The following is a 24,150-nucleotide window of genomic DNA, read 5'->3' as shown; positions in this document are numbered from 1 at the left end:
CGCTACTGGCCCGGTAGCGGCCCTTCTCGATGCCGCTGTTTAGGCCGTCGGACCGGCTGCCGCCACGTGCCGAGCTATCGGTTCCACCCATCTATCAAACTAGATCATGGAAGCTGAAGAGTTGGCCGAGCACGTTTCCGATCGCGCCCTGCGGCAGGTTCGTTCCGTTGAAGCTGACGGAGTCCACGTAAAGATTGCGATCAGTTTCGGGGGTGCCGTCCCAGCGGTCATTGAGAAGGTGAACCAGGACAGTGTGATCGCCGGGTCCCCAATCCCCGTGCACGGCAATGGTGTCGGATTGACCGGCCGCATGCGATGCATGGGCGGTCAATGTCCCGCCGATCTGGTTGCCATTGACCGAGATGGTGTAGAGCGCGTCTCCAAGATAGGCATCTTCGCTGATCTTGAACACGAGTTGATCCGGACCGGCGCCGATCGATGTTGATGAGTCGTTTTGTGCTTGTGAAGGCGTGCCGGTTGAATTTGTCGGCGGTGGGGGCGTTATCACCGGCGTGGTCGTGTCGGCCGATGCAGCATCATGGAAGCTGAAGGTTTGTCCGAGCACGTTTCCGATGGCGCCTTGCGGAAGGTTCGTACCGTTAAAGCTGACGGAGTCCATGTAAAGATTGCGGTCGGTTTCCCGGGTGCCATCCCAGCGGTCGTTAAGGAAGTGAACCAGGACGGTGTGATCGCCGGGTCCCCAATCCCCGTCCACGGCAATGGTGTCGGATTGACCGGCCGCATGCGATGCATGGGCGGTCAATGTCCCGCCGATCTGGTTGCCATCGACCGAGATGGTGTAGAGCGCGTCTCCAAGATAGGCATCTTCGCTGATCTTGAAGATGAGTTGATCCGGACCGGCACCGATCGATAGTGATGAGCCGTTTTGTGGTTGTGAAGGCGTACCGGTCGAATTTGTCGGCGGTGGGGGCGTTATCACCGGCGTGGTCGGGTCGGCCGATGCAGCATCATGGAAGCTGAAGGTCTGTCCGAGTACGTTTCCGATGGCGCCTTGCGGAAGGTTCGCTCCGTTGAAGCTGACGGAGTCCACGTAAAGATTACGGTCGGTATTCGGGGTGCCATCCCAGCGGTCGTTAAGGAAGTGAACCAGGACGGTGTGATCGCCGGGTCCCCAATCCCCGTGCACGGCAACGATGTCGGACTGACCGGCCACATGCGATGCATGGGCCGTCAGTGTCCCGCCGACCTGGTTGCCATCGACTGAGATGGTGTAGAGCGCGTCTCCAAGATAGGCATCTTCGCTGATCTTGAAGACGAGTCGATCGGGACCGGCGCCGATCGATGTTGATGTCGGCGTTGCTTGGGGTGTGCTCGACGCAGTTACAGCACCGTAGGTCCCGGGATCATCACCCGCGGGAGATGAGACTGGCTCTAGAGAAACGGCTGTGGCCGACGGGTCGGCAGAATAAACGCGGATGTAATCGATCTTAATGGTGATAGGTACCTGCGCGAGGCTGGCGGGCTCTTGCGTAGCCAGATTCGCCAGAAGGTACATTGGTTGATGCATGTCGCTCGGCGTTGCGCGACTCCCAACCAGCTGGCCATCGACATAGAAACTGATCTGCTCATTCTGCCAATTCACGCCATAGGTATGATAGCCACCAGGATCTGGCAATTCGCTGTAGACCTGGAGCTGCGTCTGCCAGTTTTCATTCAGCACTGGGTCGGTGGTGTGAATGGTGCTGTATACCCCTTTGCTCCAGATGCCATAGTGCTCAACCACATCGAGTTCTTGCCACCGCCCGAGCCCGTTCGGGTCAGGAAGATTTTTCACGGGCAGCAGCCAAAATGCGTCCCAAGCACCCGGTGAGGACGAGAACTCTGCCCGTATCTCGAAGTAGCCGTACTGTTGCGAGAAAGTTCCCTGGGTTGTTATCAGTCCGGACTCCCAGCTTCCCGGAACTCCGAATGGAGTACGATCCGGAACAGCGGTAATCGCAAGCGCTCCTTGGGAAACAGAGAAAGGATCGTATCCCGAGCTGGGGTCGACGAACGAGCTGGTGCCGAAGCCAACGTCGGACGCCGCATCGCCCCGCCATTCGGCTCTGGTGTCCGCCCACTTCGTGCCGGCGCCAGTAAGTGAAATGCTCCTGGAATTGAATTCATCGTCGAAAGTCAGCTTATAGCCGCTAAGATCGATCATGGAAAATCTCCGCGAGTAAAGCCCTGAGCGGTACGAACGAAATATCTGCGCGAGAAACGAATGCTTCGAAGTTGCTGCGGTGAAAGGTGCGAGAGACTTGATCGCGATGCGTTGTTCGTTCGACGGCTCGGAGTATCAAACTTGCGTCAGTACACAGTTCACACGAATCGGATCGTCAGTATCGGCATGTGAGGGCCTGACATACCGCACGCCCTTCGAAAGCAAATTTAAAGGACCGGATCACCGCGATCTCTCTCGACTATACGCCCGTTAAGCCTGGAAGTGCATGGTGACGGAAGCGCATCCCTGCACCAATTTTAGGCGATTGCCCCGGCGCGGACGCTGACCACGCGGTACCATGTCAATCGTCTTGAATCGTCATAGACGCTGAGCAGTGGCTTGGGCCGAGTCAGTGAGCTGCGGCAGAACTCCGCCACGCTCCAAGTCAGGCAATTCCACGGAGCTACGATACGGTAAGCCTGCGTATCCAGAGTTGCGGGTCGTGGTTCGATTGTATGCGCAGAAAGGCGTATTGGTCGAAAGCTTCGTTGACGTTGAGAATGGCCGTACTCAGATTGTCGAGAACCAAAATAGCCCTGCCTTCTCGTACAAGCAGAACCAGGTGGTGTTCTCCGGTTGTCCGAATGCCAACCTCCGCAAGGAGAAGAGACGAACTTGGCCAACCTGCTCGCAGCAGAAGATGGCGCTTTGTCACAGCATAGTCCGCGCAGTTTCCCTCGCTGGGAAAGATCTGCCAGTCATGGTCATTCCGGCTTGCCGCTAACGCCTTCGGCATGATGCTTAAATTGACCATGGAATTGATCTGGTTGAGCTGTCGCCATCGCTGACTACGAGAACGGAAATCTGTGATGCGCAGATCGCCATGTTGCTGGCAATCTTCGGGATATCGGACGCAGAACAGCGCGAACGAAAGGGGAGCGGCGACTTGCTGTTCAAAACCGCAATAGGCCGGTTGGCCGCACATCCAATACATTATTGCAAGTGTGCTTGCAGCATATCGGATCATCACTTGGGTGCCTGACAGAAACGACTACACCATCGCTCCATATTGCAGGCGCAAAAATGGGAACGCCATATCAATTATGGGGCAACTGATGCCTAGCCTTGAAGCGTCGCTGCCGCAGCTGTTTGCCTAACCAACAACGCGGCGCTGGCGCGCGAACGTGGGGCGCAAGGACGCAATCACCGCTCCAGAGAAACGGGGCAGACTTCCCCCTGAAAAATTGGCTTCGCTGTCCAGAAACCTGCTTAGTGCATTGAGGGCGCCAGCGTGGTTTCGAGCAGCCGCCGGCCCAATTTGCGGTGCCCATCGCGGCGGTTGTTGGACCCGCATAATACACCCGCTCTCAAGCCGAGCGACAACATAGCTGCGATTAGCCAGAGATCGTCATGACGGGCTAGCCTTGTTATTCGTGCCGCCTGAGCTTGTAGCGGTCGCTAGGAGCAGACGGTAGAGCCGAGCCGGTCATCCGCGTGATACGATCTTAGTCATTGCCTGAGTGATACCGACGCGCGCCAGAGTGACGACCGAGATCCCGCAGACACCTCCAGCCACTTTGACCAGCCCATCCATGAGGTCACCATGCCTATCAGCAGTCAGCAGCTGCAAGGCCTCCAGGATAACTGCGCTGCCGACGACGATTAGAGTTATGAGGATAGTGCGATTTGAGTAGGCCAGCACGAGCACGAGGCCGAGGATGAAGAATCCGGCAAAGCGCTCGAACTGAGGGGGCGCGATCATGGGACGATCGTGAATGGGAGCGAGCGTCACAAAAATCACGAGGGCGAGAGCCAACCATCCCGCCGCGAGATACAGTTTGGCCATGTCTGTTTTCTAGAGTTCGAGATCGGTGAATGAGCCGAGGTGCGAACATTTGGCCTTGTGTCGTGAGGATTATCAAGCTTGTTCGACGATCAAAAGATAAGCAGATCGCAGCACAGTCGGTCGGCAGAGCCTGCTGCTCCTGCTCATCATCCCGTCCTGCCGTTTATTGAAATAACCTAGCGGGGCCTCGTCAGTAAGACCTCTCCGTAGAAAGGTAGTTGTCGCCTGGCCGATTTGTGCGCCCACCAATATCGGAAAGCTTTGACATTCTCGACCGTCGAATGTTGCTGCTTTCCTTCAGCAACATCAAGCGCCGAAGTTGTGCTCCGTTCAGGAGCGGGTCGAACAGGACGAGGATCTCCCGCGCTTGGACGTACACCTCCATACTGATGGCGTGTTGATCGAAACCGTACGATCGAAGGCGGGCTTCGATGTCAAGCGCAGCAGCGCCGTCCAGTTGCCAATCCAGGGCGTTGTTGATGGTATAGATTTCTGCGACGTCCTGGAATTCTGGCGAAGCCAATGGAGTTCGGTACCCCCTCTTGAGGAGCCAACTTGCGCTCGCTCGCCCGCTCGGAACTCCGCTCGACTCCGAGGCTGATGCGGTAAATCGGATCGGCACAAGCATCGTCTTACGTATTAAAACAACTTTCAGATAGATGTACGCAAATATCCGTACGGCCAGAACAGCTATTGATCGCAGCGCCGATTGCGCCGAACCTTGACGCCGACTGGGGCCAAAGCCGAGGGAGCGGCTGATGCCAGAAACTCTCCAAGAGCAACTAGATCACGTTGAGCGCGAGATTGAACAGTACATTGAATTCGAAAAGGCAGAAAGAACTCGCTTCAATCATGAGTCTCCCTTATGGACCGCGGAGGATCGGATCGAATGGCAGGAGACACAATCTGATATTGCCCAAAGACTTCGCGAACTCTTCGAAATACGAGACGCATTGCGCGGCCAGCTAGACCAGTAAAGCCGCAGTCGGATGTTGCTCCAAAAAGGAACAAGAGAAAGCTTTGATTGAGAAACAACCTGTGGCTCGGTCGCATCCGCCAAGCCCGCCAGGACATGCTTATTGCATTGATGGAATGTCCGAATACGAGGCTGGCGAAGCGTCTTGCTGGATTGAAGCGCTATGAGAGACCGATTCGGGCCGCACAACGGCGGGTCCTGAAGCGCTGGCTGAAGCAGGAATGACAATGAGGGGGAAGGGCAACAGCAAACGTTGGCGTTTTGAGAGCTCGTCAAAGTCCAGCTCTGTCGGAGGAATCTTGCGGCTTTTCAGGTGGCCGTCGGAGCACATTGTCATCCGAGAGAAGCCAGGCAGTAGGCCAAGCCAAAAATTCTCCTACTGGTCGATCGATAGCTGCTCTTCTCGGGGCTCGCATGGCGGAGTCGGCTCACGTACCGGAAGCGGCCCGAGCAAGGCAAATGAACTAAGGCAGCCTGGACAGAAGCGGATGAGCCCACGCACGGATATCGCTGGGGCTACCGCGCTCGTCTAAGCCGACGTGGAGTCATGCCATGCCTCAAGCCCGCTCTCGACCGCTCTTGGTTCGTTGCTGTGCTTCTGCATGAACCGGTGAAGCTTGGCGGGCACCAGGTCCCGGATGCACATGCACAGCCTTGGCCGCCAGCGGTTCACCGCATTCAGAGCAGACCATCACGGGATCGAACATCCTCTTGCAGCTCTTGTGCTCGTGCAGCATCGGCCGTCCGCGCGAATCGACCATGTGCACGTTGCCCCAGTGCACGATCGACATGATGATTGGGTACAGATCCAGGCCCTTCTGCGTCAGGATGTATTCGTAACGCTTTGGTGCGTCCTGATAAGGAATTTTCCGCAGCACGCCGAAGCGCACCAGCTTCTTCAGCCTGTCGGCGAGCAGATGGCGGGTAATCCCTAGCGACGCCTGGAAGTCGTCAAACCGTCGGATGCGAAGAAAGCACTCGCGAAGGACAAGCAGACTCCAACGATCGCCGATCACAGCGACGGTGCGGGCCAGGGAGCACGGCTCCTCTTCAAGCGCATCCCATTTCATCAAATTCCTCCACTTTTCCGACTGCCGTAAAATAAATTCTAAAACAGAACTTATATGATTTCAATAGGATACCTTCTCGAGCGGTATTGGATGACGAATATCATATTGACAGTTCTATAACAGAACTTATCGTTCGGGGCCGGGTCAGAACGAGGCGGCAGTCGAACGAACCGCCAGTATCGAAGGGGAGAGCGCTCCATGGTTGCTGCGTTGAAGGCTGAGTTTCACTTCGATTTCGGGAGCCCAAACGCCTATCTGGCCGAGCTCGCATTGCCGGATATCGAGACGCGCACCGGGATCAGGTTTGACTATGTCCCGGTCCTTCTTGGCGGCGTCTACAAGGCGACGGGCAACATGTCTCCGGCGGACTCACTTCGCGGGATCAAGAACAAGCCGGAATACAATGCGCTCGAGACCGCGCGCTTCCTGCGCCGCCACGGCATCACGAAGTTCGCGCCGAACCCGTTCTTTCCGGTGAACACGTTGAGCCTGATGCGCGGTGTCGTCGCGGCGGAATTTGACGGCCTGTTCGAGCCCTATTTCCGCGCCGCCTATCATCATATGTGGGTGGAGCCGAAGAAGATGGACGACCCGCAGGTATTTCGCGCGGCGTTCCTGTCCTCTGGTCTCGATATTGACCGCATCATCGCGCGCGCCCAGCAGGATGACGTCAAGAAGAAGCTGATCGAGAACACCACGCGCGCCGTGCAGCGCGGCAGCTTCGGCTCTCCGACCTTCTTCGTCGGCGACGAAATCTATTTCGGCAAGGACAGTCTGCGCGACGTCGAAGAGGAAATCCTCGCGCAGCTCGCCAGCGCCCGGCGCAAGACGGCGTGATCATAACATCTAGGCAAAACTAACAGGCAAAAAGCCGTTTCTCAGGGAGGGTGCCGTGGTCTCATTGACCCAGGAGACAGTCGGGAGCGTGGACGGTCTGCCGAGCCGGATCCATCACGTGATGGCGCCGCATGTCGCAGCAACGCCGGATCGCGTGGCACTAGTCGACGACACGGCGACGCTGACCTATCGTGAACTTGATGCGGCGGTTCAGGCCACGGCTGACAAGCTGCGTGCGCTTGGCATCCGCGCCGGCGACCGCATGATGATCGTCAGCGAGAATTCGATTCCACTCGCCTGTCTGCTGCTCGCCGCGAGCTTGCTCGATGCCTGGGCGATCGTCGTCAATCCGCGGCTGTCCCCGCGCGAGGTCGACCAGATCCGGGATCACAGCGGCGCAAGGCGGGTGTTCTTCACTGCCGGGGTGTCGCAGGAAGCCGCCACCCATGCTGCACGGTGCGATGCGCCGGTGCAGGAGCTTGGGCCGCTGCGCGATATCGGCGTGACCGCGCTGAACACGGACACGGCGGCGGAGCCGGTTGACGCCGATGGCGCCAAACAAGTCGCAGTTCTCATCTATACCTCTGGCACTACGGGCACGCCCAAGGGCGTAATGCTGACCCACCGCAACCTCCTATTCAGTGCGCGCGGCACCGCCGCCTGGCGCAGGATGACCGCGGCTGACGTGCAATATTGCGTGCTGCCGATCTCGCACATCGTGGGCATCTCGCTACTCACCATGACCTTAATGGTCGGCGCCAGGGTGCGCCTAGTCGCAAAATACGATCCGGCAGCCCTGGTGAAGGCGATGGCGGAGGAGGGCATCACCATCCTCAACGGTGTGCCTGCGACCTATCAGCGCCTGCTGGAGTACCGCCGCAATGCCGGCCTGCCAAAGCTAGATCGCGGCGCCCTGCGCTTGATCGCGGTCGCCGGCGCGCCGCTTGACCTCGAACTCAAGTCGCGCGTCGAACAGGAGCTGGGCCTACCGCTACTGAATGGCTACGGGATCACGGAATGCTCACCAGGCATCTCGGGCGTGCGGAGCGAGTCGCCGAGGGCGGATCATGCGGTGGGGACAGTCCTGCCGGGCTTGGAGGCCAAGCTCGTGGGCCGCGACGGCAAACCAGTGGCGGCGGATGCGGTCGGTGAACTCCATGTCCGTGGGCCGAACGTGATGCGCGGCTATTATCGGGCACCGGATCTGACCGCGAAGGCGATCGATCCCGATGGCTGGTTCAACACCGGCGATCTGGCTCGCTTCGAAGGCGATGTTCTCTACATCGTGGGACGCACCAAGGAGATGATCATCCGGTCAGGATTCAACGTCTACCCGGCTGAGATCGAGGCCGTGCTGAGCACGCACGAGTCGGTGGTGCAATGTGCCGTCGTCGGCCGGCCGGTCGAGGGCAATGAGGAAGTTGTCGCCTTCGTCCAGCTCATCCAGGGCTCCAAGGCGACTGCGCAGGATCTGCTGGCCCACATTGCTCCGCAACTTACCTCATACAAGCGACCGTCGGAAATTATCCTGATCGACGCGCTGCCAGCGACGTCCACCGGCAAGATACTGAAGCACAAACTGGCTGAGTCCCTGCGCAGTCGAGGCTGACGCTCTGCCTCACAAAGAGGTCTCTCGCAACGAAGGAAAAGGCCATGCAGAAGAGAAACGCGACGGCAGCCGTGATCGGTGCAGGAGACTATATCGGTGCGGAGATTGCCAAGAAATTCGCGGCCGAGGGATTTTCGATCCATGCCGGCCGCCGCAACGGGGACAAGCTGGCGCCGTTGGTCAAGGACATCGAAGCCGCGGGCGGCGAAATCCACGCCCGTTCGCTCGATGCCCGCAAAGAGGAGGAGATCACCTCCTTCCTGAATGACGCCGACAAGCATGCGCCGCTCGAGGTCTGCATCTTCAACATCGGAGCCAACGTTAACTTCCCGATCCTCGACACCACCGAGCGGGTGTTCCGCAAGGTGTGGGAGATGGCCTGCTATTCCGGTTTCCTGGCGGGACGTGAGGCGGCGCGGCTGATGACGGCTCGCGGCGGCGGCAAGATCTTCTTCACCGGGGCGACCGCGTCCTTGCGCGGAGGCAGCGGTTATGCCGCCTTCGCCAGCGCGAAGTTTGGCCTTCGAGCGGTCGCACAGGCGATGGCGCGCGAGCTGGGTCCGAAGAACATTCATGTTGCGCATCTCATCATCGATTCCGGTGTCGATACGGAGTGGGTGCGCCAGCGCCGCATCGAGGCGCTTGGCGCCAACGCGCTTGACAATCCGGACCTCCTGATGCCGCCGGCGGCCGTCGCCGGCGCCTACTGGCAGCTCTACCAGCAGCCAAAGACCGCCTGGACATTTGAGCTGGAGATCCGCCCGTTCGGCGAGAAGTGGTAGGGAGCCGGTTCGATGGAGCTCGCATTGTCGCCGCAAGATGCGGCGTTTCGCGACGAGGTTCGCGCATTCATCAGGGATCATTACCCCGAAGAAATGCGCGTTCCGAATCCCGAGACCGATCTGACCAAGGAACAGTCGCTGCTCTGGCATCGCATTCTCTACAAGAAGGGTTGGATCGCGCCGCTATGGCCGAAGGAATATGGCGGCCCCGGCTGGTCGATCACACAGCGCTTCATTTTCGAGCAGGAGACCTCTCGGGCCGGCACGCTTCCGCCGCTGGCCTTCAGCGTCACCATGGTCGGACCCGTCATCTACACCTTCGGCAACGAGGCGCAGAAGACAAAATTCCTGCCACGGATCCTGTCCGGCGAGGATTGGTGGTGCCAGGGCTATTCCGAGCCGGGCGCCGGCTCGGACCTTGCGACCGTCAGAACCAAGGCGGTGCGTGACGGCGACCATTATATCGTCAACGGTCACAAGACCTGGACGACGCTGGCGCAGCATGCGGACTGGATCTTCTGCCTTGTGCGCACCGATCCGAACGCGAAGCCGCAATCCGGCATCTCCTTCCTGCTGATCGACATGAAGTCGCCCGGCGTCACGGTGCGGCCGATCATCACGATCGACGGCAGTCACGAGGTCAATGACGTCTTCCTCGAGAACGTCCGCGTGCCGGTGGAAAATCTGGTCGGCGAGGAGAACAAGGGGTGGACTTACGCCAAATTCCTGCTCGGGAATGAACGAACCAGCATGGCCGGCATCGGCCGGTCGACCCGTTATATCCAGAAGCTGAAGCAGATCGTAGAGGCCGAGATCCCGGCCGACGATCCAGCGCATCTCGAATTTCTGCGCGACATCGCCCGCGTCGAGCTCGACGTTTTGGCGCTGGAGGCGACCGAGCTGCGCGTCGTGGCACAGCTGGCGCGCGGCATTGATCCCGGCCCTGCGGCCTCGCTGTTCAAGATCCGCGGCACCGAGATTTTCCAGGACATTACGGAGCTCACGCACCGCGCCATCGGCAATTACGGCCTTGCCATCCGCGAACATCCGGTCAGCGCCAATCGCTTCATGCCGGGCCCCGACTACGGCCATACCGCCTCGGAGAAATATCTCAACGCGCGCAAGCTCAGCATCTACGGCGGATCCAACGAGATCCAGCGCAACATCATCGCCAAAGCCGTGCTCGGGCTCTAGCCACACGGATCGGGAGGAGCGGATGGATATTCAGTTCACGGAAGAGCAGGAATTGCTGCGGTCCAGCGTGCAGCGCCTGCTGCGCGACCAGTACGATTTCGAGGCGCGGCGCAAGATCGTGGCGAGCGAGGAAGGCTTCAGCCGCACGCAGTGGGACGCTTTCGCCGAACTCGGACTGCTCGCCGCGCCGTTCTCCGACAGCGCCGGTGGTCTGGGCGGCGGCCCATTAGCGACCATGATCATCATGCATGAGTTCGGCCGTCACCTCGTCGTCGAGCCTTTCGTCGAGACGGTGGTGCTGGCCGGCGGCCTGATCGAGCACGCCGGCACGCCCGAGCAGCAGCAGGCCTTCATCCCCGGCATCATCGACGGAAGCAAGATCTGGACACTGGCATGGACGGAGAAGGAATCCCGTTTCGACCTTGCCAAGGTGACCACAAGGGCGCGGCGCGAAGGGAGCGATTACGTTCTGACCGGCGCGAAGACCATGGTGATCGCGGCGCCCTGGGCCGACGATCTCATCGTCTCGGCACGGACCTCCGGCGACGACCGTGACCGCGGCGGAGTTAGCCTGTTCGTGGTCGACCGGCGCGCCGCTGGACTAGATCTCCAGAGCTTCAAGACGATCGACGGCCGCAGGGCCGCCGAGATCAGCCTGCGCGAGGTCCGCGGGCAATTGATCGGGCGCGAGGGCGACGGCGTCGCCTTGCTGGAAGCCGGTCGCGACCGCGCCATCGGCGCGCTCTGCGCGGAAGCCGTCGGCGCCATCGGCGAGCTGAACGCCGCGACACTGGATTATTCGAAGACCCGCAAGCAGTTCGGCACCACCATCGGCTCATTCCAGGTTCTGCAGCATCGCATGGTTGACATGTTTATTGCCCATCAGGAGGCGCTCTCCCTGATGCAGCATCTCAGCCTGAACCTCTCCGCCCGTGATCCCGGCCTGTCGCGGCTCGCCTCAGGCGCCAAATCGAAGATCGGCTATGCCGGCAAGTTCGTCGCTGATCAGGCGGTGCAGCTTCATGGCGGCATGGGCATGACCGACGAGCTCAACGTCGGGCATTATTTCAAGCGCATCTCCTCCATCAACATCCAGTTCGGCGATCCCGCGTTCCACGTGCTGCGCTATGCGCAGCTGGACGCGGCCGCGTAAACAGAAGAGGTCAGCATGACGATTGAGGCTGTCATCGTTTCCACCGCAAGGACCGCCGTCGGCAAAGCCTATCGCGGCGCCCTCAACAACACGGACGGCCCGACCATGGCCGGACACGTGATGGCCGAAGCGGTGAGGCGCGCGGGCATCGCGCCGGACGAGGTGGAAGACGTGGTCATGGGCTGCGCCATGCAGCAAGGGACCATGGTGATGAACGTGGCCCGCAAGGGCACGATCCGCGCGGGCCTGCCGGTTACCGTTGCCGGCACTACGATCGACCGGCAATGCGCGTCTGGCCTGCAGGCCATCGCGGTGGCCGCACGGTCGGTCATGCTTGACGGGGTCGAGGTCGCGATGGGTGGCGGAATCGAGTCGATCAGCCTCGTGCAGAACGAGAACATGAACAAGTTCCACGCCATCGATGACGAGCTGATGGCGATGAAGCCCGAAATGTACATGTCGATGCTGGATACGGCGGAGGTCGTCGCCGAGCGCTACAAGATCGATCGCGACAAGCAGGACGAATACAGCCTCGAGTGCCAGCGCCGGGTCGGCGCTGCGTCGCAGGCCGGCCGTTTCGACGACGAGATCGTGCCGTTCACGACCAAAATGGCGCTCCTCAACAAGGACACCAAGGAGGTGACCTACGAGCAGGTGACGCTCGCCAAGGACGAAGGCCCGCGGCCGGAAACCACCGCCGAAGCTCTCGCCAGGATCAAGCCGGTGTTCGAGGGCAAGACCATCAGCGCCGGCAACGCTAGTCAGCTCTCGGACGGCGCCTCGGCCTGCGTGATCATGAGCGACAAGATCGCAGCCAGGAAGGGGCTGAAGCCGCTCGGCATCTTCCGCGGCTTCGTCGCCGCCGGCGCCGAGCCGGACGAGATGGGTGTCGGCCCGGTTGCCGCGATCCCGCGGCTGCTCAAGCGCCATAATCTGAAGATCGACGACATCGATCTCTGGGAGCTGAACGAAGCCTATGCGGTGCAGGTGATCTATTGCCGCGACAAGCTCGGCATCGATCCGGACAGGCTCAATGTCAATGGCGGCTCGATCGCGATCGGTCATCCCTACGGCATGACCGGCTCGCGCCTCACCGGCCACCTTCTGATCGAGGGCCGCCGGCGCAAGGCGAAATACGGCGTCGTGACCATGTGCATCGGCGGCGGCATGGGCGCGGCCGGTCTGTTCGAAATCATCCACTGAGCGGCAAAGGCGGGAGATCATTCGTGAAGACAGCAATCACTGAACTGTTTGGCATCCAGCATCCGATCATCCAGGGCGGCATGCACTATGTCGGCTTTGCCGAGCTCGCCGCTGCGGTATCGAATGCGGGCGGCCTTGGCATCATCACCGGCCTGACCCAGCGGACGCCGGAATTGCTGGCGAAGGAAATCGCGCGGTGTCGCGACATGACCGACAAGCCGTTCGGCGTGAACCTCACCTTCCTGCCGACCTTCTCGGCGCCGCCGTACCCCGAATATATCGCGGCGATCAGAGAGGGCGGCGTCAAGGCGGTCGAGACCGCTGGCCGCAGTCCGGAACAATACATGCCCGCGCTGAAAGCGGCGGGCATCAAGGTGATCCACAAATGCACGTCGGTTCGGCACTCGCTCAAGGCCGAGAAGATCGGCTGCGATGCCGTCAGCGTCGATGGTTTCGAGTGTGGCGGCCACCCCGGCGAGGATGACATCCCGAACATGATTCTTTTGCCGCGGGCCGCCGATGAGCTCAAAATCCCGTTCGTTGCCTCGGGTGGCATGGTCGATGCGCGCAGCCTCGTCGCTGCGCTCTCGATGGGCGCCTCGGGCATGAACATGGGCACCCGCTTCGTCGCCACCAAGGAAGCGCCGGTCCACGACAATGTGAAGCAGGCCATCGTCAAGGCCAGCGAGCTCGACACCGTGCTCGTCATGCGCGCGCTGCGCAATACCGAACGCGTCCTCAAGAACAAAGGGGTCGCCCAGCTCGTGGAAATCGAGCGCAGCAAAGGCGCCAGCCTGAAAATCGAGGACATCCACGATCAGGTCGCCGGCGTTTACGCCAAGGTGATGGTCGACGGCGACATGGACGCCGGCGCCTGGAGCTGCGGGATGGTGGTCGGCCTCATCGACGACATCCCGACGGTCAAGGAGCTGATCGATCGCATCATGAGGGAAGCGGAGACGATCATCCGTCAGCGGCTGACCGGCTTCCTCGACGGCGAGGTCGAGACGGAGAAGGCGCGCGCAGTCGCCTGATGCGGTGCCTCCGGGCACGGCATGGTCGCGAGCCGGTATGACGTGCCGGCCGAACATGGAGATCTGATCGCATGGGTGCACCTGTCTGTCTGATATCCGGCGTTGGGCCAGGCACGGGATCGGCGCTGGCAAGGCGATTCGCCGAGGGAGGATACCGCCTCGCGCTTCTCGCCAGGAATGAGGAGCGCATCGCCGCGCTGGCGCAGGAGCTACCGGGCGCAAAAGCGTATCGATGCGACGTGTCCGATGCCGCGCAAGTCGAGGACGCGGCAACCGCCGTCGAGCGAGATCTGGGCAGTCCCGGTGTCGTCATTCACAACGCGGTAGGTGGCGCGTTCGGCAGGTTCAGTGAGATCGATCCGCAAATCCTCAATCGGAACTTCCAGGTCAACACGATGGGGCTGCTCTATCTGGCGCGGCGGTTTGCCCCGACCATGACGCAGGCCGGCCATGGGGCCATCGTCGCGACCGGAAACACATCGGCGTTGCGGGGCAAGCCGGGCTTTGCCGGCTTCGCGCCGACCAAGGCGGCACAACGCATCCTTGCCGAGGCAATCGCGCGTGATCTCGGACCACAAGGCGTCCACGTCGCCTATGTCGTCATCGACGCCGTGATCGACCTTGAATGGACGAGGAAGCGTTGGCCGGACCGGCCGGACGACTTCTTCATCAAGCCGCGGGCAATCGCGGATGAGATCTGGCATGTCGTTCACCAGGACCGCAGTGCCTGGTCGTTCAATGTGGAGATCAGGCCGTTCGGTGAAGCCTGGTAGTTGGTAAGTCAGCAGACCGCTGCTCAAATCATAACAAGCTCAGGAGGGAATTTAGATGTTGATGAGGAAACTCGCGCTTTCCATGGCCGCGCTTGCGGCATTTGTCGCGATGCCGGTTCATGCCGACACGCCCGGTGTGACGGAATCGGAAATCAAGGTCGGGGCGACTTTCCCATTCAGCGGTCCCGCGTCTCCGCTCAGCAACACCGGCAAGGGCCTCATCGCCTACGTTCGCTCGATCAACGACCGTGGCGGCGTCAATGGCCGCAAGATCAACCTCATGACCTATGATGACGCCTACAGCCCGCCGAAGGCCGTCGAGCAGACCAGGAAGCTGATCGAGGGTGACGAGGTGGCATTGCTGTTCAGCCCGCTCGGGACACCCGGTCTCAGTGCGACCGTGAAATATGTGAACGGGAAGAAGGTGCCACACCTTTTCGTCGTCAGCGGGGCGACCAAGTTTGCCAATTTCACCGACTTTCCGATGACGACCACGGGACTGCCGAGCTACAACACCGAAGGCAAGATCTACGCGAAGTACATTAGCGAGACCAAGCCCGACGCAAAGATTGCGATCCTGTACCAGAACGATGACCTCGGCCGGGATTTCGTCGCGGCGTTCAAGGAGGCGCTGAAAGCCGATTTCGACCGGAAGGTGGTCGCCTCGCCCTACGAAGTTACCGAACCCACCATCGAATCTCATGTGGTGTCGCTCAAGGCCTCGGGGGCCCAGGCCTTCGTGATCGCGGGCACGCCGAAATTCACCGCTCAGGCAATCAAGAAGGCGAACGAGATCGGCTGGTCGCCGCTGACCATCATCAACTATGTCTCGAGCTCGGTCTCCGCTACCATTGTGCCTGCCGGAGCGGACAAGGCGGTCGGGGTTATTGCAGCGACTGTCACAAAGGATCCGAACGACAAGCGGTGGGCCGACGACCCGGGTATGAAGTGGTATCGTGAACACTTCGAGAAATATCTTTCCGGCTCCGACATTGGCGACAACAATTACCTGTTCGGGACCCAGCAAGGTCAAATCCTGGAGCAGGTGCTCAAGCAATGCGGCAACGATCTGTCGCGCGAGAACATTCTGAAGCAGGCGCGCAGCATCAAAGGACTCGTGCTTCCGACGCTGATGCCTGGTATTGCGATCAACACCGGCCCGAGCAACAGTATGGCGTACACGCAGCTTCAGCTGCAACGCTGGACCGGAAGTTCCTGGGAGCAGTTCGGCAGTGTTCTGAGTGCCGACCAAAACTAATCAGCACTAGGGCGCCGGTGATGCCGGGCCCTCCGTATCGGCGTTGGGGGCCTGGAGATTGATTTTCTACCTCAAAGACTCCGCTTCGACACGGTCGGCTGACCAATTTCAGCCGAGCATTCTCGGACATCCAGAAATCGCGGATTAGTCGGTGCAGTCGAGGTTGATGGCATCACAGGCGCAAATGGAAGCTCCAATTGTTTTCTTTCACGCATGAAGCGCCGAAGCAGCTTCAGCGGATCAGCTCCGAGTGCCTCGGCAATGCTCGATGACGTCAAGGCGCCGATCGCCACCTTCGTACTTGGCTACGAAAGATTGCGGTTTGCGGAGTTTCTGGACAAGCGAAAACCGCCGCCAGCGGTTGCCCACATGGCGGCGGTTCACGGTTGAGCGAAGCTCGAACCCCCGGCCGATCGCTCCGGTGCCTTACCGCACGTACCAATATCCCCACCAGCGCTGGGACACCGGCCGTGCCTGCGCCTTCATTGCTGCGACTTCCCCGACCGGGCGAAGCTGCGGGCCATAGATCGCGGGCGGGTAGACGTCGTCCCAGAACACAAGTCCGCCCTGGACGGCGGCCGCCCGGTGTGACGGAGCAAGTGCGAGCTCGGCGGCCGGCGCGACGGAGACCGTTACGGTAAGGCCAAGAGCGGCCAGGGCAATGGATGGAATAAGGGCACGGAAGTTCATTGGATTGAATCCCTCATGAAATGCGATGGGTGATAATGCGACGGGTTCCGGATGGTTGCAAGGGCACGGGCTGGCCGGCTGACGCCGAACTTCCGGTTGCAGGGGCGCATGGTGTCGCCAACGCGCGTCGGATCGACCGCGACGGGCCTTGATGCATTGGGCTGCGAGAACGTCTCTTAGATATGTCGTCGACATATATATAGAGAGAGTATTCGATGATCATCTCCGGCCGAGACGAGATCAGCCCGAGGCCGGCAGCGTTGCCGCGCGCGCGGCATGCATGCAAAGGAGACCGAACCTTGAACATTTTTTCGGCGCTCGTGAATCCTCGAGAACCATGATGTCGACACACTGCTCACTCTTGATAGGACGCGCACGATCCAGGACGACTCCCAGGACGACTCTCATGACTTCTGCGTTTGTCTCTGCTTCCATTTTCGGCGCTGGTCTCATTCTCGGATACGCGCTACGCGCCTGGCGCGTCCAACGAAGAGCCGTGAGCTCATCCAGCAGCGCCTCGCGCCGGTCCTCGCGGCCCGCTCCGACCTCGACGTTCGGCCACGCCCGGCGAGCCTTCTAGGCATCGTCCCATTCGATGACGGTATCCAGCTTCACACTGAACCCGGTGGGACATGACGACATGAGTGAGCCCAAGAAGGATGCGCCGCGACGCTACATCGTGGATGGCGCCGGACAGCGCGTGCTTGTCGGTCTGACGATCTCGGAAACGATCGAGTTCGAAGCGCTGGACAAGCCGGACACCCGTCCCGGCGCCGAGCTGCTCGGGGAGGCGGCGCGCGTCCGAGAGGCCAGGCATGGCGAACGTTGGGTGGAGCTCTACGTCAAGCACGAGCGAGCCTGGAGCGACTGGATGGCCCAGACGCGTGCGCGGCCGGCGCAGCCGACGTTGCTCAACTAGAAATCGCGAACGTCCATTCCCTCCCTGAGACGGTCTCGCGCATCGGTGGCAGGAGGCTGAAGCTCATCACACCGCGAGCATTCGGCTTCCCTGGATGCTCATCAGGGTGAGGTTACCGGTCGCATAGGCGCCGGTGTCGATATTGGCGCGGTTGGCCAGTAGTTCGGCGCTGCGGACCGGCGTATGGCCGTGGACGATATATTTGCCGAACTGCTCCTCGCTCTGCAGGAATTCCTCGCGAATCCAGAGCAGATCGCGCTCGGTCTGCTCGGCGAGCGGCACGCCCGGGCGAACGCCGGCGTGGACGAAGAAGAAGTCTCCGCAGCTGAAGCTCAACCGCAGATTGTCCAGGAATTCCAGATGCTCGGTCGGCATGGCGCGAATCAAGTCGCGCAGGATCGATGCTGGCTCGTCGCGCTTGAGATCGGGGGGAGCAAGCCCGTAGGACATCAATGTCTGGGTCCCGCCGAAGGCAATCCAGTCCTCGAATAGGGAAGGATCTTCGAACACCCTCACCAAAAAGGCCTCGTGGTTGCCCTTGAGGAAGACCGCATTCCCCCGCCGGCTCCGCTCGACCAGGATGTCGAGGGTTGACCGCGTATCCGGGCCGCGATCGATGTAATCGCCCATAAAGACTTCGATGGCATAGCGCGGCCGGCTCCGCGCAACGTCGGCGTCGATCACCCGCAGCATGGGCTCGAGCAGATGCGCGCAGCCGTGAATATCCGAGATCGCATAGATGCGGACGCCGTCCGGCAATTGCGGTTTGGGAAGCGACGGCTGGGATCGCGAGAAAGATTTCATGGCGCTCATCGATCGGGTGGTCGGAAAAATATCCCCAAGTCACCGGCACCGGAGAGCGTCCATCCAACGCGAACAACGCGAGTTCCGTGGGGCCGCAGCTCGTTGTCGGTGCCGATCACGCCAAAAGAAGGGCACGGCATTTTTTGCCGACTTGTTTCATGGACTTCAGGAACGAGAGGGGTCCGCAGGAATTGCATCGCTGGCTCGAAGCATGCAGCAAGTCTGCATGACTCGTTGCAGATTCTCGCATACATCCGCAGATAGAAATCCCTGGAAACTCTCGCAAGTGATCCGATGTTTGCGTTCGTCGGCAGCAAGCAGCGCCTCAAACTTCAGCGAACAGCGGCCCGTGCAACGATGGCGTCGCATTGGATGCGGAACTTGATTCAAAATAGGGCAGTTCGCTCGCTCGTATGTCAGCACTGTGACGACATTTTCAGCGCACCGAATTTCGCCGCGCATCTCAACGCGACACATCGTCCGTGCGCCGCAAAAGTTTCGCGTGCAGCGCCACAATGTCGCTGCGATCGACCAACACTTTCCGTGCGGGGAATTGACGAGTCTTCAGCATCACGATGAGCGTCAGGCACTCTCTCGATACGCAGAGGTTCGAATGGCTGTTGCAACTTACGGTTCTGAAAGCGCTCATGCGCTGTCATCTGCGCGCGGCAGTGCGCTTCAGAGGCCCTTTCAGGTCGTCGTCATCGCTGCTGACTTTCTGTTGATCCTGCTGAGCTACGCGGCGGGAGCTTCGCTGTATGGCGTGGTGGTCGCATCGCCACCCGACGGTGCATCGGTGGGAGCCGGATTGTTTGTCGGTGTGGTGTTCGTCGGGATCGCCTATTTCCGGGACGTCTATTCCACGCATCGCCTGCTCAATCTGGTTTGGCAGCTTCGAATGGCGGCCTTTATCTGGCTGACGTCGCTCACGATCCTCGCCGTTGCGGCCTTCCTGCTGAAATCGACGGACAATCTGTCGCGCGGCACCGTCATCGTCTTTGCCGTGATCGGCGGGCTCGGTCTGATCAGCCTGCGCTTCGTCTGGCAGGCCGTGTTCGGCACGAGCTTTGCGAGAAGCCGCCTGGTCGACCGCAAGGTGATCCTGCTCAGCCTGAAGCCGCTCGACTTCACCTCGAGCCGCTTCAAGGATTTGCGCAGGAACGGCTTCGACGTCATGCGCCATTTCGTGCTCGGAGAGGACCGAGATGACGGCCAATGGGAGCGGCAGATTCGCGACGTCATCCGTCAGTCGCGCGCGGCCGATGTCGACGAATATCTGCTCGCGATCGACTGGAACGAATTGCCGATGCTGCGCAAGCTCGGGCCATATTTGCGCGCCGTTCCGCAGCCCATTCGCCTGCTGCCGGACGATTCCGTTGCCGACCTCGTGACCCGTCCGTTCCTGCCGGTCAGCGGAACCGTCGCGGTCGAGATCCAGCGGCCGCCGCTCACCATTCTCGAGCGGCTGCAGAAGCGCTGTCTCGACGTCGGCGTCGCTCTGTTCGCGCTCGTGCTGCTGACGCCGCTGCTGCTGACGGTAGCCGTGCTGATCAAGCTGGATTCGCCGGGAAGCGTCATATTCCGGCAGTCGCGCCGCGGCTTCAACGGCAAGCCGTTCGAGATCTGGAAGTTCCGCACCATGACGGTTGCCGAGAACGGCGACACGGTGACCCAGGCGACCAAGGGGGATGCCCGGGTCACCAAGATCGGGCGCTTCCTGCGCATGACCAGCATCGACGAGCTGCCGCAGCTCTGGAACGTGCTACGGGGGGACATGTCGCTGGTGGGACCGCGTCCGCACGCGCTTGCCCATGACAATTACTACGACGAGCTGATCAGCAAGTATGTCTACCGCCATCACATGAAGCCGGGCCTGACGGGCTGGGCTCAGGTGAACGGATTCAGGGGCGAAACGCCAACGATCGATCTGATGGAAAAGCGGGTCGAGTACGACGTCTGGTACGTCAGCAATTGGAGCATCTGGCTCGACCTGAAGATCATGGCCCGCACCGCGTCCGCCGTGATGTTCCAGGAGGCCTATTAGCCGCTCGATCTCTCAATCGCCGGAAACCTCCGTCCCGGGGCTCAGGTTCCATTTCGCGGCGGCCTGCGGAAGAGCCGCATGATCGCATCGCGCAGCGCGAGCAGCGGCGGCACGAGCACGAAGAAGGCTCCCATTGCGACGGAGACGATGACATGGCGGATCGAGAAAGGCTCGTCCTGCTCGATCTGGCGCCGGCTCGGGTCGATGGGCGCGGGTGAGAGCGTCGTCGCCATGGGGTGGCGGAGCGGCTTGCGTGGAGGGACCACGATCAACACGAACAGGATGTTGAGCAGGACCCAAATAGTCAAAATCGTCAGGACGATCAGCATCCGAGCCTACCGGAAAAATAACTGCGAGTAATGAGCCGAGATTAGCCCCGGGGAACGGAGAAAGAAAGATGCCTAAAGTTTCGGCATTTTCAGGCCTCAAGGCTCGGATTGTCTCGTCTTATCGATGGACGATGGCCCAAAAGCGCACTCTCTTGGCGACCACCGTATCCGTCAATCCTTGCTTTTGGCTAGAGCAATAACTGCAAGTTGTGGATTCCGGACGAATACGGAGCCCGCGAGCAGGTCCGGAGCGCTCGCCGCATCTCGGTCCGTGCGCGAGGGCGCACGGGATGCCCTTCAAGCGACCGCCAAGCACGAATAAGGCCCGCTGCCAATCGGCAACGGGCCCGAGCTCATTCCAGTTGTTCAGTGGGAGCGGCGCCTCGCCTCCGCCTAGGCGTGCTCGACGTAATAGCTGTTGTGGTGCTTGCCCTTGTAGGCCTCGATGCGCTTGAGCATCTTCGGGTTCGCGCGGTTGAGCACGGCGCCGATCAGCTTCTTCTGGAGGACTTCCGAACCCGAAACCGACTCCTGCAGAGCGGTTCGCGTGGTCTGGCCCCATTCGATCACGTAGACCATGGCGTCGATCAGGAAGCTAACGGCCTTGGAATCGGCCACCGGCATCACCGGGGCGAGATCGATCACGATGTACTCGTAGTGCTCCCTCAGCACCTTGAGCAGCTCGGCCATTGCCTTGGATCCGATGACGTCGGCCGAATTGACCATGCGCGAGGCCACCACGGAGGGCAGGAAATCCAGTCCCGTCTCCTTGCTTCGCTGCACGTGGTAGCCGAGGTTCGCGGGATCGTTGAGAGCCTCCACGAGGCCGGTCTTGGCGTTGGGCGCGAGCTCCCGCGTCAGCGAGCGCGTGTGCAGATCGCCGTCGATCAGAACCGTGCGATGCCCGGTGAGGGCGATCAGCTGCGCGAAATTGGCGGCCACCGTCGTCTTGCCCTCCTTTGGTAGCGAGGAGACGATGCCGATCACCTTGATCTCGCGGGTCAGACGCGCGACGTCGATCGAAACTTTGATGTTGCGCAAGGTCTCGGCAAAGCGTGAGAACGGATGATCGACGACGTAGCGGGACAGATCGGGAGGGCCGGTCTTCGCTGACGTCGGGAGCAACGTGCCGGCCGTCGTCGGCGGACGTATGTCCGGCAGCACGCCGAGGCATTTCACGCCGAGCTCATCCTCGACCTCGCCGGGGGTCCGCAGCACGTCGCTCAGCAGTTCACGCGCAAATGCCGCGCCGAAGCCGAGGCAGAGGCCGCCGACCAGGCCGCCCACGAGGGCGAGGACCGTTCGCGGCGAGCTCTTGCGGTCCGGCTTGGTGGCGGTGCTGATGAGGCGGGCCTCGCTGAGGGGAAAGCTCTGGTTCTGCGTCGCGCTCTGCAGCTTTTCCAGGAAGTTGTTGTAGAGATTGCGGTAGGTGTCGGCGGCACTTTCGAGATCGCGCAGCTTGACCTCGGCCTGGCCCTTGTTGCCGGCCTGGGCGACGAGGTCCTTTACGTTCTTCTCGAGCGAGGCCTCCCGGCTCTTCGCGATCTCGTAGTCGCTGCGATAGGCGTCGGCGATCCGACGCACCTCGTCGGCGATGTTCTTGCGCAGCTCGTCCATCTTGTTGGCCAGATTGACTGCCGCAAGGTGGGTCTTGCCGTAGCGCCTGGACCAGTCGGAATATTGGGCCTGTAGGTCGAGATATTGAGCGCGCAGACGGGTGATCACCGAGTTGTTGAGGGCATCCGTCACGGTTGATTGCGCAACATCCTGATCGGAGATCGTGTCGATCCGGTCAAGCCGGGCCTTGGCTTCGGCGGTCGCAGCCCGCGCCTGAACTAGCTGCGTGTTGAGGTCCGACAATTGCTGCTCGGACATTAGGCCGCGGCTGGTTCCGACGATGTTGTTCTCGGCCTTGAAGGTCTGGACGGCGCGATCGCTGGCCGATGCCTGCTCGCTCAGCTCGAGGCTGCGCTGCTGCAGCCATTCGGTGGCCCGCTTGGTGGACTGATATTTGGCCTCCAGGGCGCCGACGAGATAGGCATTGGCGATCGCGTTGGCGATCTTGGCGGCTTTGTCGGGGCTCCGCGCTTTATAGCTCAGCGACAGCACATATGTCGTCAGCACGCGCTCCGTACGCAGATTCTTCTGAACCTGCTGGACGACTGCATGTTCGATTCGCTCCTGGCTTGCTGGTTCGCCGGAGCCGAATAGCGATGTCAGCTTGCCGATGATGATAGAGAGCAGGCCGGGTTTGGAGCCGTTGAACTCCGGGTCTTCTGTCAGCTTCAGGCGGCGGACGACGGACAGAATGAGGTCGTCCGAGTTGATGATCTCCACCTGGCTGTCGACGTAACCCGTGTCGATCAGGGCGCTGCTGGCGTTGCTGTCCTTGTCCAGAACTTGCGTCTGCCGCGTATCCATCATGATGCGGGCATTTGCCGTATACATGGGCTGCGCCATGGCCAGGTAGACGATCACCAGGGCCAGCGAAGCTCCCGTACAGACCGCGATGATCGGCCATTGGCGGCGAAGGACGTCGGCCACGCGCTCGAAGCTGAGGACCGCCCCGCCGAATTCGATGCCGAATCGGTGCCCCGACTGGAAATGTTCCCTAGGCTGGTACATGTGCTAATTCGCTGCCTTTGACGATCATGGATCAATTCGGAAGGGGGACGGGCTTGAATGGATTGGCCAGCTTGGTTCTCCACTCGCCTTCGAGCAGTGCTCCGCCACGGCCCGGCTGCGGCGAGGTCTTGATTTGCGATTGGGCCTGGACGCCGGAGCTGTCCTCTCCGGCCCCGGAATAACCGGCCTGCACGTTGAGATCGCCGATCCGCTGCACGAAATCCCTGATCTTGCGCGCGGCGTCCGGCTTGGTGGACGTGCAACGTGCTTCGGCAAGGCGCAGCGCAGCGCCGATGGACGAGCGATCGGCTGAAGCCGACGCCGAGATGAGCGTCTGGACGGACGGCAGGACCGACGGATTCGTCGCGACATAGCGCGCGAGCCAATACCGCAACTTCTCCTTGTCATTGCGCAACCGCTCGAGGAGCGAGGACGGCGACTTAACGAAGGTGTCGAGTTCGAGTTGCGAGGCGCGGTCCGAGAATTCGACGCACTGCGCGCGGCAAGCACCGGCGCTCGACACGATCAGCGCAGAACCAATCAAGACAATCGCTAGCCATCGCGGCTGCGCATGACGACGTGTTAGTCCGCGGCCCATCCGTGTTCCTTGCTTCTGTTGCAATAAGAGAACAGGCGAAACTTGACAGGTAACTGTGTCATCTTTTTGTGCGACGCAAAAGCTGGTGCAAAGCTGGCGACAAAACAAACGCGAGCCCGCTTGTTCGCCGGTTGCAAAAACAAGTTCTACAATGCCTGCGAGATCGGCAAATCACGCCCATGAATGTTGCAACCTGAAAACATATCGGGCACTCGCGCAGCCGCTCGTCGCAAAACCGACAC

The 24,150-nt window shown here is 60.7% G+C and carries 23 protein-coding genes; 13 read left to right on the top strand and 10 right to left on the bottom strand.

The genetic code is table 11. The annotated features are described in order from the left end of the window. Positions 1–94: 94 nt before the first annotated feature. The 4 genes from I6F20_RS24605 to I6F20_RS24590 all read right to left on the bottom strand — a co-directional run bounded on the left by I6F20_RS24605 (position 95) and on the right by I6F20_RS24590 (position 4,533). Positions 95–2,164, bottom strand: coding sequence for a carbohydrate-binding domain-containing protein (locus I6F20_RS24605; RefSeq protein WP_225128172.1), 2,070 nt, complete (start codon positions 2,162–2,164; stop codon positions 95–97). Between the two features lie 463 nt (positions 2,165–2,627). Continuing rightward, positions 2,628–3,191: a transglutaminase-like cysteine peptidase gene (locus I6F20_RS24600; protein ID WP_225128170.1), complete on the bottom strand. Its 564-nt coding sequence runs from the start codon at positions 3,189–3,191 to the stop codon at positions 2,628–2,630. 459 nt (positions 3,192–3,650) lie between these two features. Next, positions 3,651–4,010: a VanZ family protein gene (locus I6F20_RS24595; protein WP_225128168.1), complete on the bottom strand. Its 360-nt coding sequence runs from the start codon at positions 4,008–4,010 to the stop codon at positions 3,651–3,653. Positions 4,011–4,200: 190 nt separating this feature from the next. Beyond that, the gene (locus I6F20_RS24590) at positions 4,201–4,533 is read right to left on the bottom strand and encodes a hypothetical protein (protein WP_225128166.1); all 333 of its coding nucleotides are present in this window, start codon (positions 4,531–4,533) and stop codon (positions 4,201–4,203) included. A gap of 235 nt (positions 4,534–4,768) precedes the next feature. Between I6F20_RS24590 and I6F20_RS24585 the strand changes: the two genes are divergently transcribed. Continuing rightward, positions 4,769–4,987 (top strand): hypothetical protein, encoded by a 219-nt coding sequence (locus tag I6F20_RS24585; protein ID WP_225128165.1) that lies wholly within the window; start codon positions 4,769–4,771, stop codon positions 4,985–4,987. 556 nt (positions 4,988–5,543) lie between these two features. Here the strand turns inward: I6F20_RS24585 and I6F20_RS24580 are convergent. Continuing rightward, positions 5,544–6,056, bottom strand: coding sequence for a winged helix-turn-helix transcriptional regulator (locus I6F20_RS24580; protein ID WP_225128164.1), 513 nt, complete (start codon positions 6,054–6,056; stop codon positions 5,544–5,546). 198 nt (positions 6,057–6,254) lie between these two features. On the opposite strand from I6F20_RS24580, the gene I6F20_RS24575 reads away from it, so the two are divergent. From I6F20_RS24575 to I6F20_RS38000, 10 genes are all read left to right on the top strand, one after another. Then, positions 6,255–6,893, top strand: a complete 639-nt coding sequence (locus I6F20_RS24575) for a 2-hydroxychromene-2-carboxylate isomerase (protein ID WP_225128163.1) — start codon at positions 6,255–6,257, stop codon at positions 6,891–6,893. Between the two features lie 88 nt (positions 6,894–6,981). After that, the gene (locus I6F20_RS24570) at positions 6,982–8,502 is read left to right on the top strand and encodes a class I adenylate-forming enzyme family protein (RefSeq protein ID WP_346276600.1); all 1,521 of its coding nucleotides are present in this window, start codon (positions 6,982–6,984) and stop codon (positions 8,500–8,502) included. 44 nt (positions 8,503–8,546) lie between these two features. Next, entirely contained in the window at positions 8,547–9,284 is a 738-nt protein-coding gene (locus I6F20_RS24565; RefSeq protein ID WP_225128162.1) for an SDR family oxidoreductase, read from the top strand. Between the two features lie 12 nt (positions 9,285–9,296). Continuing rightward, entirely contained in the window at positions 9,297–10,478 is a 1,182-nt protein-coding gene (locus I6F20_RS24560; RefSeq protein ID WP_225128161.1) for an acyl-CoA dehydrogenase family protein, read from the top strand. A 22-nt stretch (positions 10,479–10,500) separates the two neighbouring features. Continuing rightward, on the top strand, positions 10,501–11,631 hold the full coding sequence (locus tag I6F20_RS24555) for an acyl-CoA dehydrogenase family protein (RefSeq protein WP_225128160.1): 1,131 nt from the start codon (positions 10,501–10,503) through the stop codon (positions 11,629–11,631). Between the two features lie 15 nt (positions 11,632–11,646). Continuing rightward, positions 11,647–12,834: an acetyl-CoA C-acyltransferase gene (locus I6F20_RS24550; protein WP_225128159.1), complete on the top strand. Its 1,188-nt coding sequence runs from the start codon at positions 11,647–11,649 to the stop codon at positions 12,832–12,834. A 23-nt stretch (positions 12,835–12,857) separates the two neighbouring features. Beyond that, on the top strand, positions 12,858–13,868 hold the full coding sequence (locus I6F20_RS24545; RefSeq protein WP_225128158.1) for an NAD(P)H-dependent flavin oxidoreductase: 1,011 nt from the start codon (positions 12,858–12,860) through the stop codon (positions 13,866–13,868). A gap of 71 nt (positions 13,869–13,939) precedes the next feature. Beyond that, positions 13,940–14,641 (top strand): SDR family NAD(P)-dependent oxidoreductase, encoded by a 702-nt coding sequence (locus I6F20_RS24540; RefSeq protein WP_225128156.1) that lies wholly within the window; start codon positions 13,940–13,942, stop codon positions 14,639–14,641. A 58-nt stretch (positions 14,642–14,699) separates the two neighbouring features. Further along, on the top strand, positions 14,700–15,899 hold the full coding sequence (locus I6F20_RS24535) for an ABC transporter substrate-binding protein (RefSeq protein ID WP_518513070.1): 1,200 nt from the start codon (positions 14,700–14,702) through the stop codon (positions 15,897–15,899). Between the two features lie 261 nt (positions 15,900–16,160). Further along, positions 16,161–16,289 carry a hypothetical protein gene (locus tag I6F20_RS38000; protein WP_275945402.1) on the top strand — a complete coding sequence of 43 codons (129 nt, stop codon included), beginning with the start codon at positions 16,161–16,163 and terminating at the stop codon, positions 16,287–16,289. Between the two features lie 36 nt (positions 16,290–16,325). Here the strand turns inward: I6F20_RS38000 and I6F20_RS24530 are convergent, their stop codons facing one another. Next, on the bottom strand, positions 16,326–16,589 hold the full coding sequence (locus I6F20_RS24530; protein ID WP_225128151.1) for a hypothetical protein: 264 nt from the start codon (positions 16,587–16,589) through the stop codon (positions 16,326–16,328). A gap of 640 nt (positions 16,590–17,229) precedes the next feature. Between I6F20_RS24530 and I6F20_RS24525 the strand changes: the two genes are divergently transcribed. After that, positions 17,230–17,508: a hypothetical protein gene (locus I6F20_RS24525; protein ID WP_036013999.1), complete on the top strand. Its 279-nt coding sequence runs from the start codon at positions 17,230–17,232 to the stop codon at positions 17,506–17,508. Positions 17,509–17,574: 66 nt separating this feature from the next. Here the strand turns inward: I6F20_RS24525 and I6F20_RS24520 are convergent, their stop codons facing one another. After that, a complete protein-coding gene (locus tag I6F20_RS24520) occupies positions 17,575–18,312 on the bottom strand; it encodes a metallophosphoesterase (RefSeq protein WP_225128149.1) in 738 nt (245 codons plus the stop codon). A gap of 613 nt (positions 18,313–18,925) precedes the next feature. Between I6F20_RS24520 and I6F20_RS24515 the strand changes: the two genes are divergently transcribed. Then, positions 18,926–20,356, top strand: a complete 1,431-nt coding sequence (locus I6F20_RS24515) for an undecaprenyl-phosphate glucose phosphotransferase (RefSeq protein WP_036024717.1) — start codon at positions 18,926–18,928, stop codon at positions 20,354–20,356. Positions 20,357–20,397: 41 nt separating this feature from the next. Here I6F20_RS24515 and I6F20_RS24510 read toward each other — a convergent pair whose 3' ends face one another. From I6F20_RS24510 to I6F20_RS24500, 3 genes are all read right to left on the bottom strand, one after another. After that, on the bottom strand, positions 20,398–20,685 hold the full coding sequence (locus I6F20_RS24510) for a hypothetical protein (protein ID WP_036013954.1): 288 nt from the start codon (positions 20,683–20,685) through the stop codon (positions 20,398–20,400). A 393-nt stretch (positions 20,686–21,078) separates the two neighbouring features. Then, positions 21,079–23,310 carry a Wzz/FepE/Etk N-terminal domain-containing protein gene (locus I6F20_RS24505; RefSeq protein ID WP_225128147.1) on the bottom strand — a complete coding sequence of 744 codons (2,232 nt, stop codon included), beginning with the start codon at positions 23,308–23,310 and terminating at the stop codon, positions 21,079–21,081. A gap of 31 nt (positions 23,311–23,341) precedes the next feature. Continuing rightward, entirely contained in the window at positions 23,342–23,908 is a 567-nt protein-coding gene (locus I6F20_RS24500; protein WP_225128145.1) for a hypothetical protein, read from the bottom strand. Positions 23,909–24,150 lie beyond the last annotated feature (242 nt).

The organism is Bradyrhizobium sp. IC3123 (assembly GCF_020193625.1).
Classification (GTDB): Bacteria; Pseudomonadota; Alphaproteobacteria; order Rhizobiales; family Xanthobacteraceae; genus Bradyrhizobium; species Bradyrhizobium yuanmingense.
This window is presented reverse-complemented; position numbering and strand designations above follow the sequence as displayed.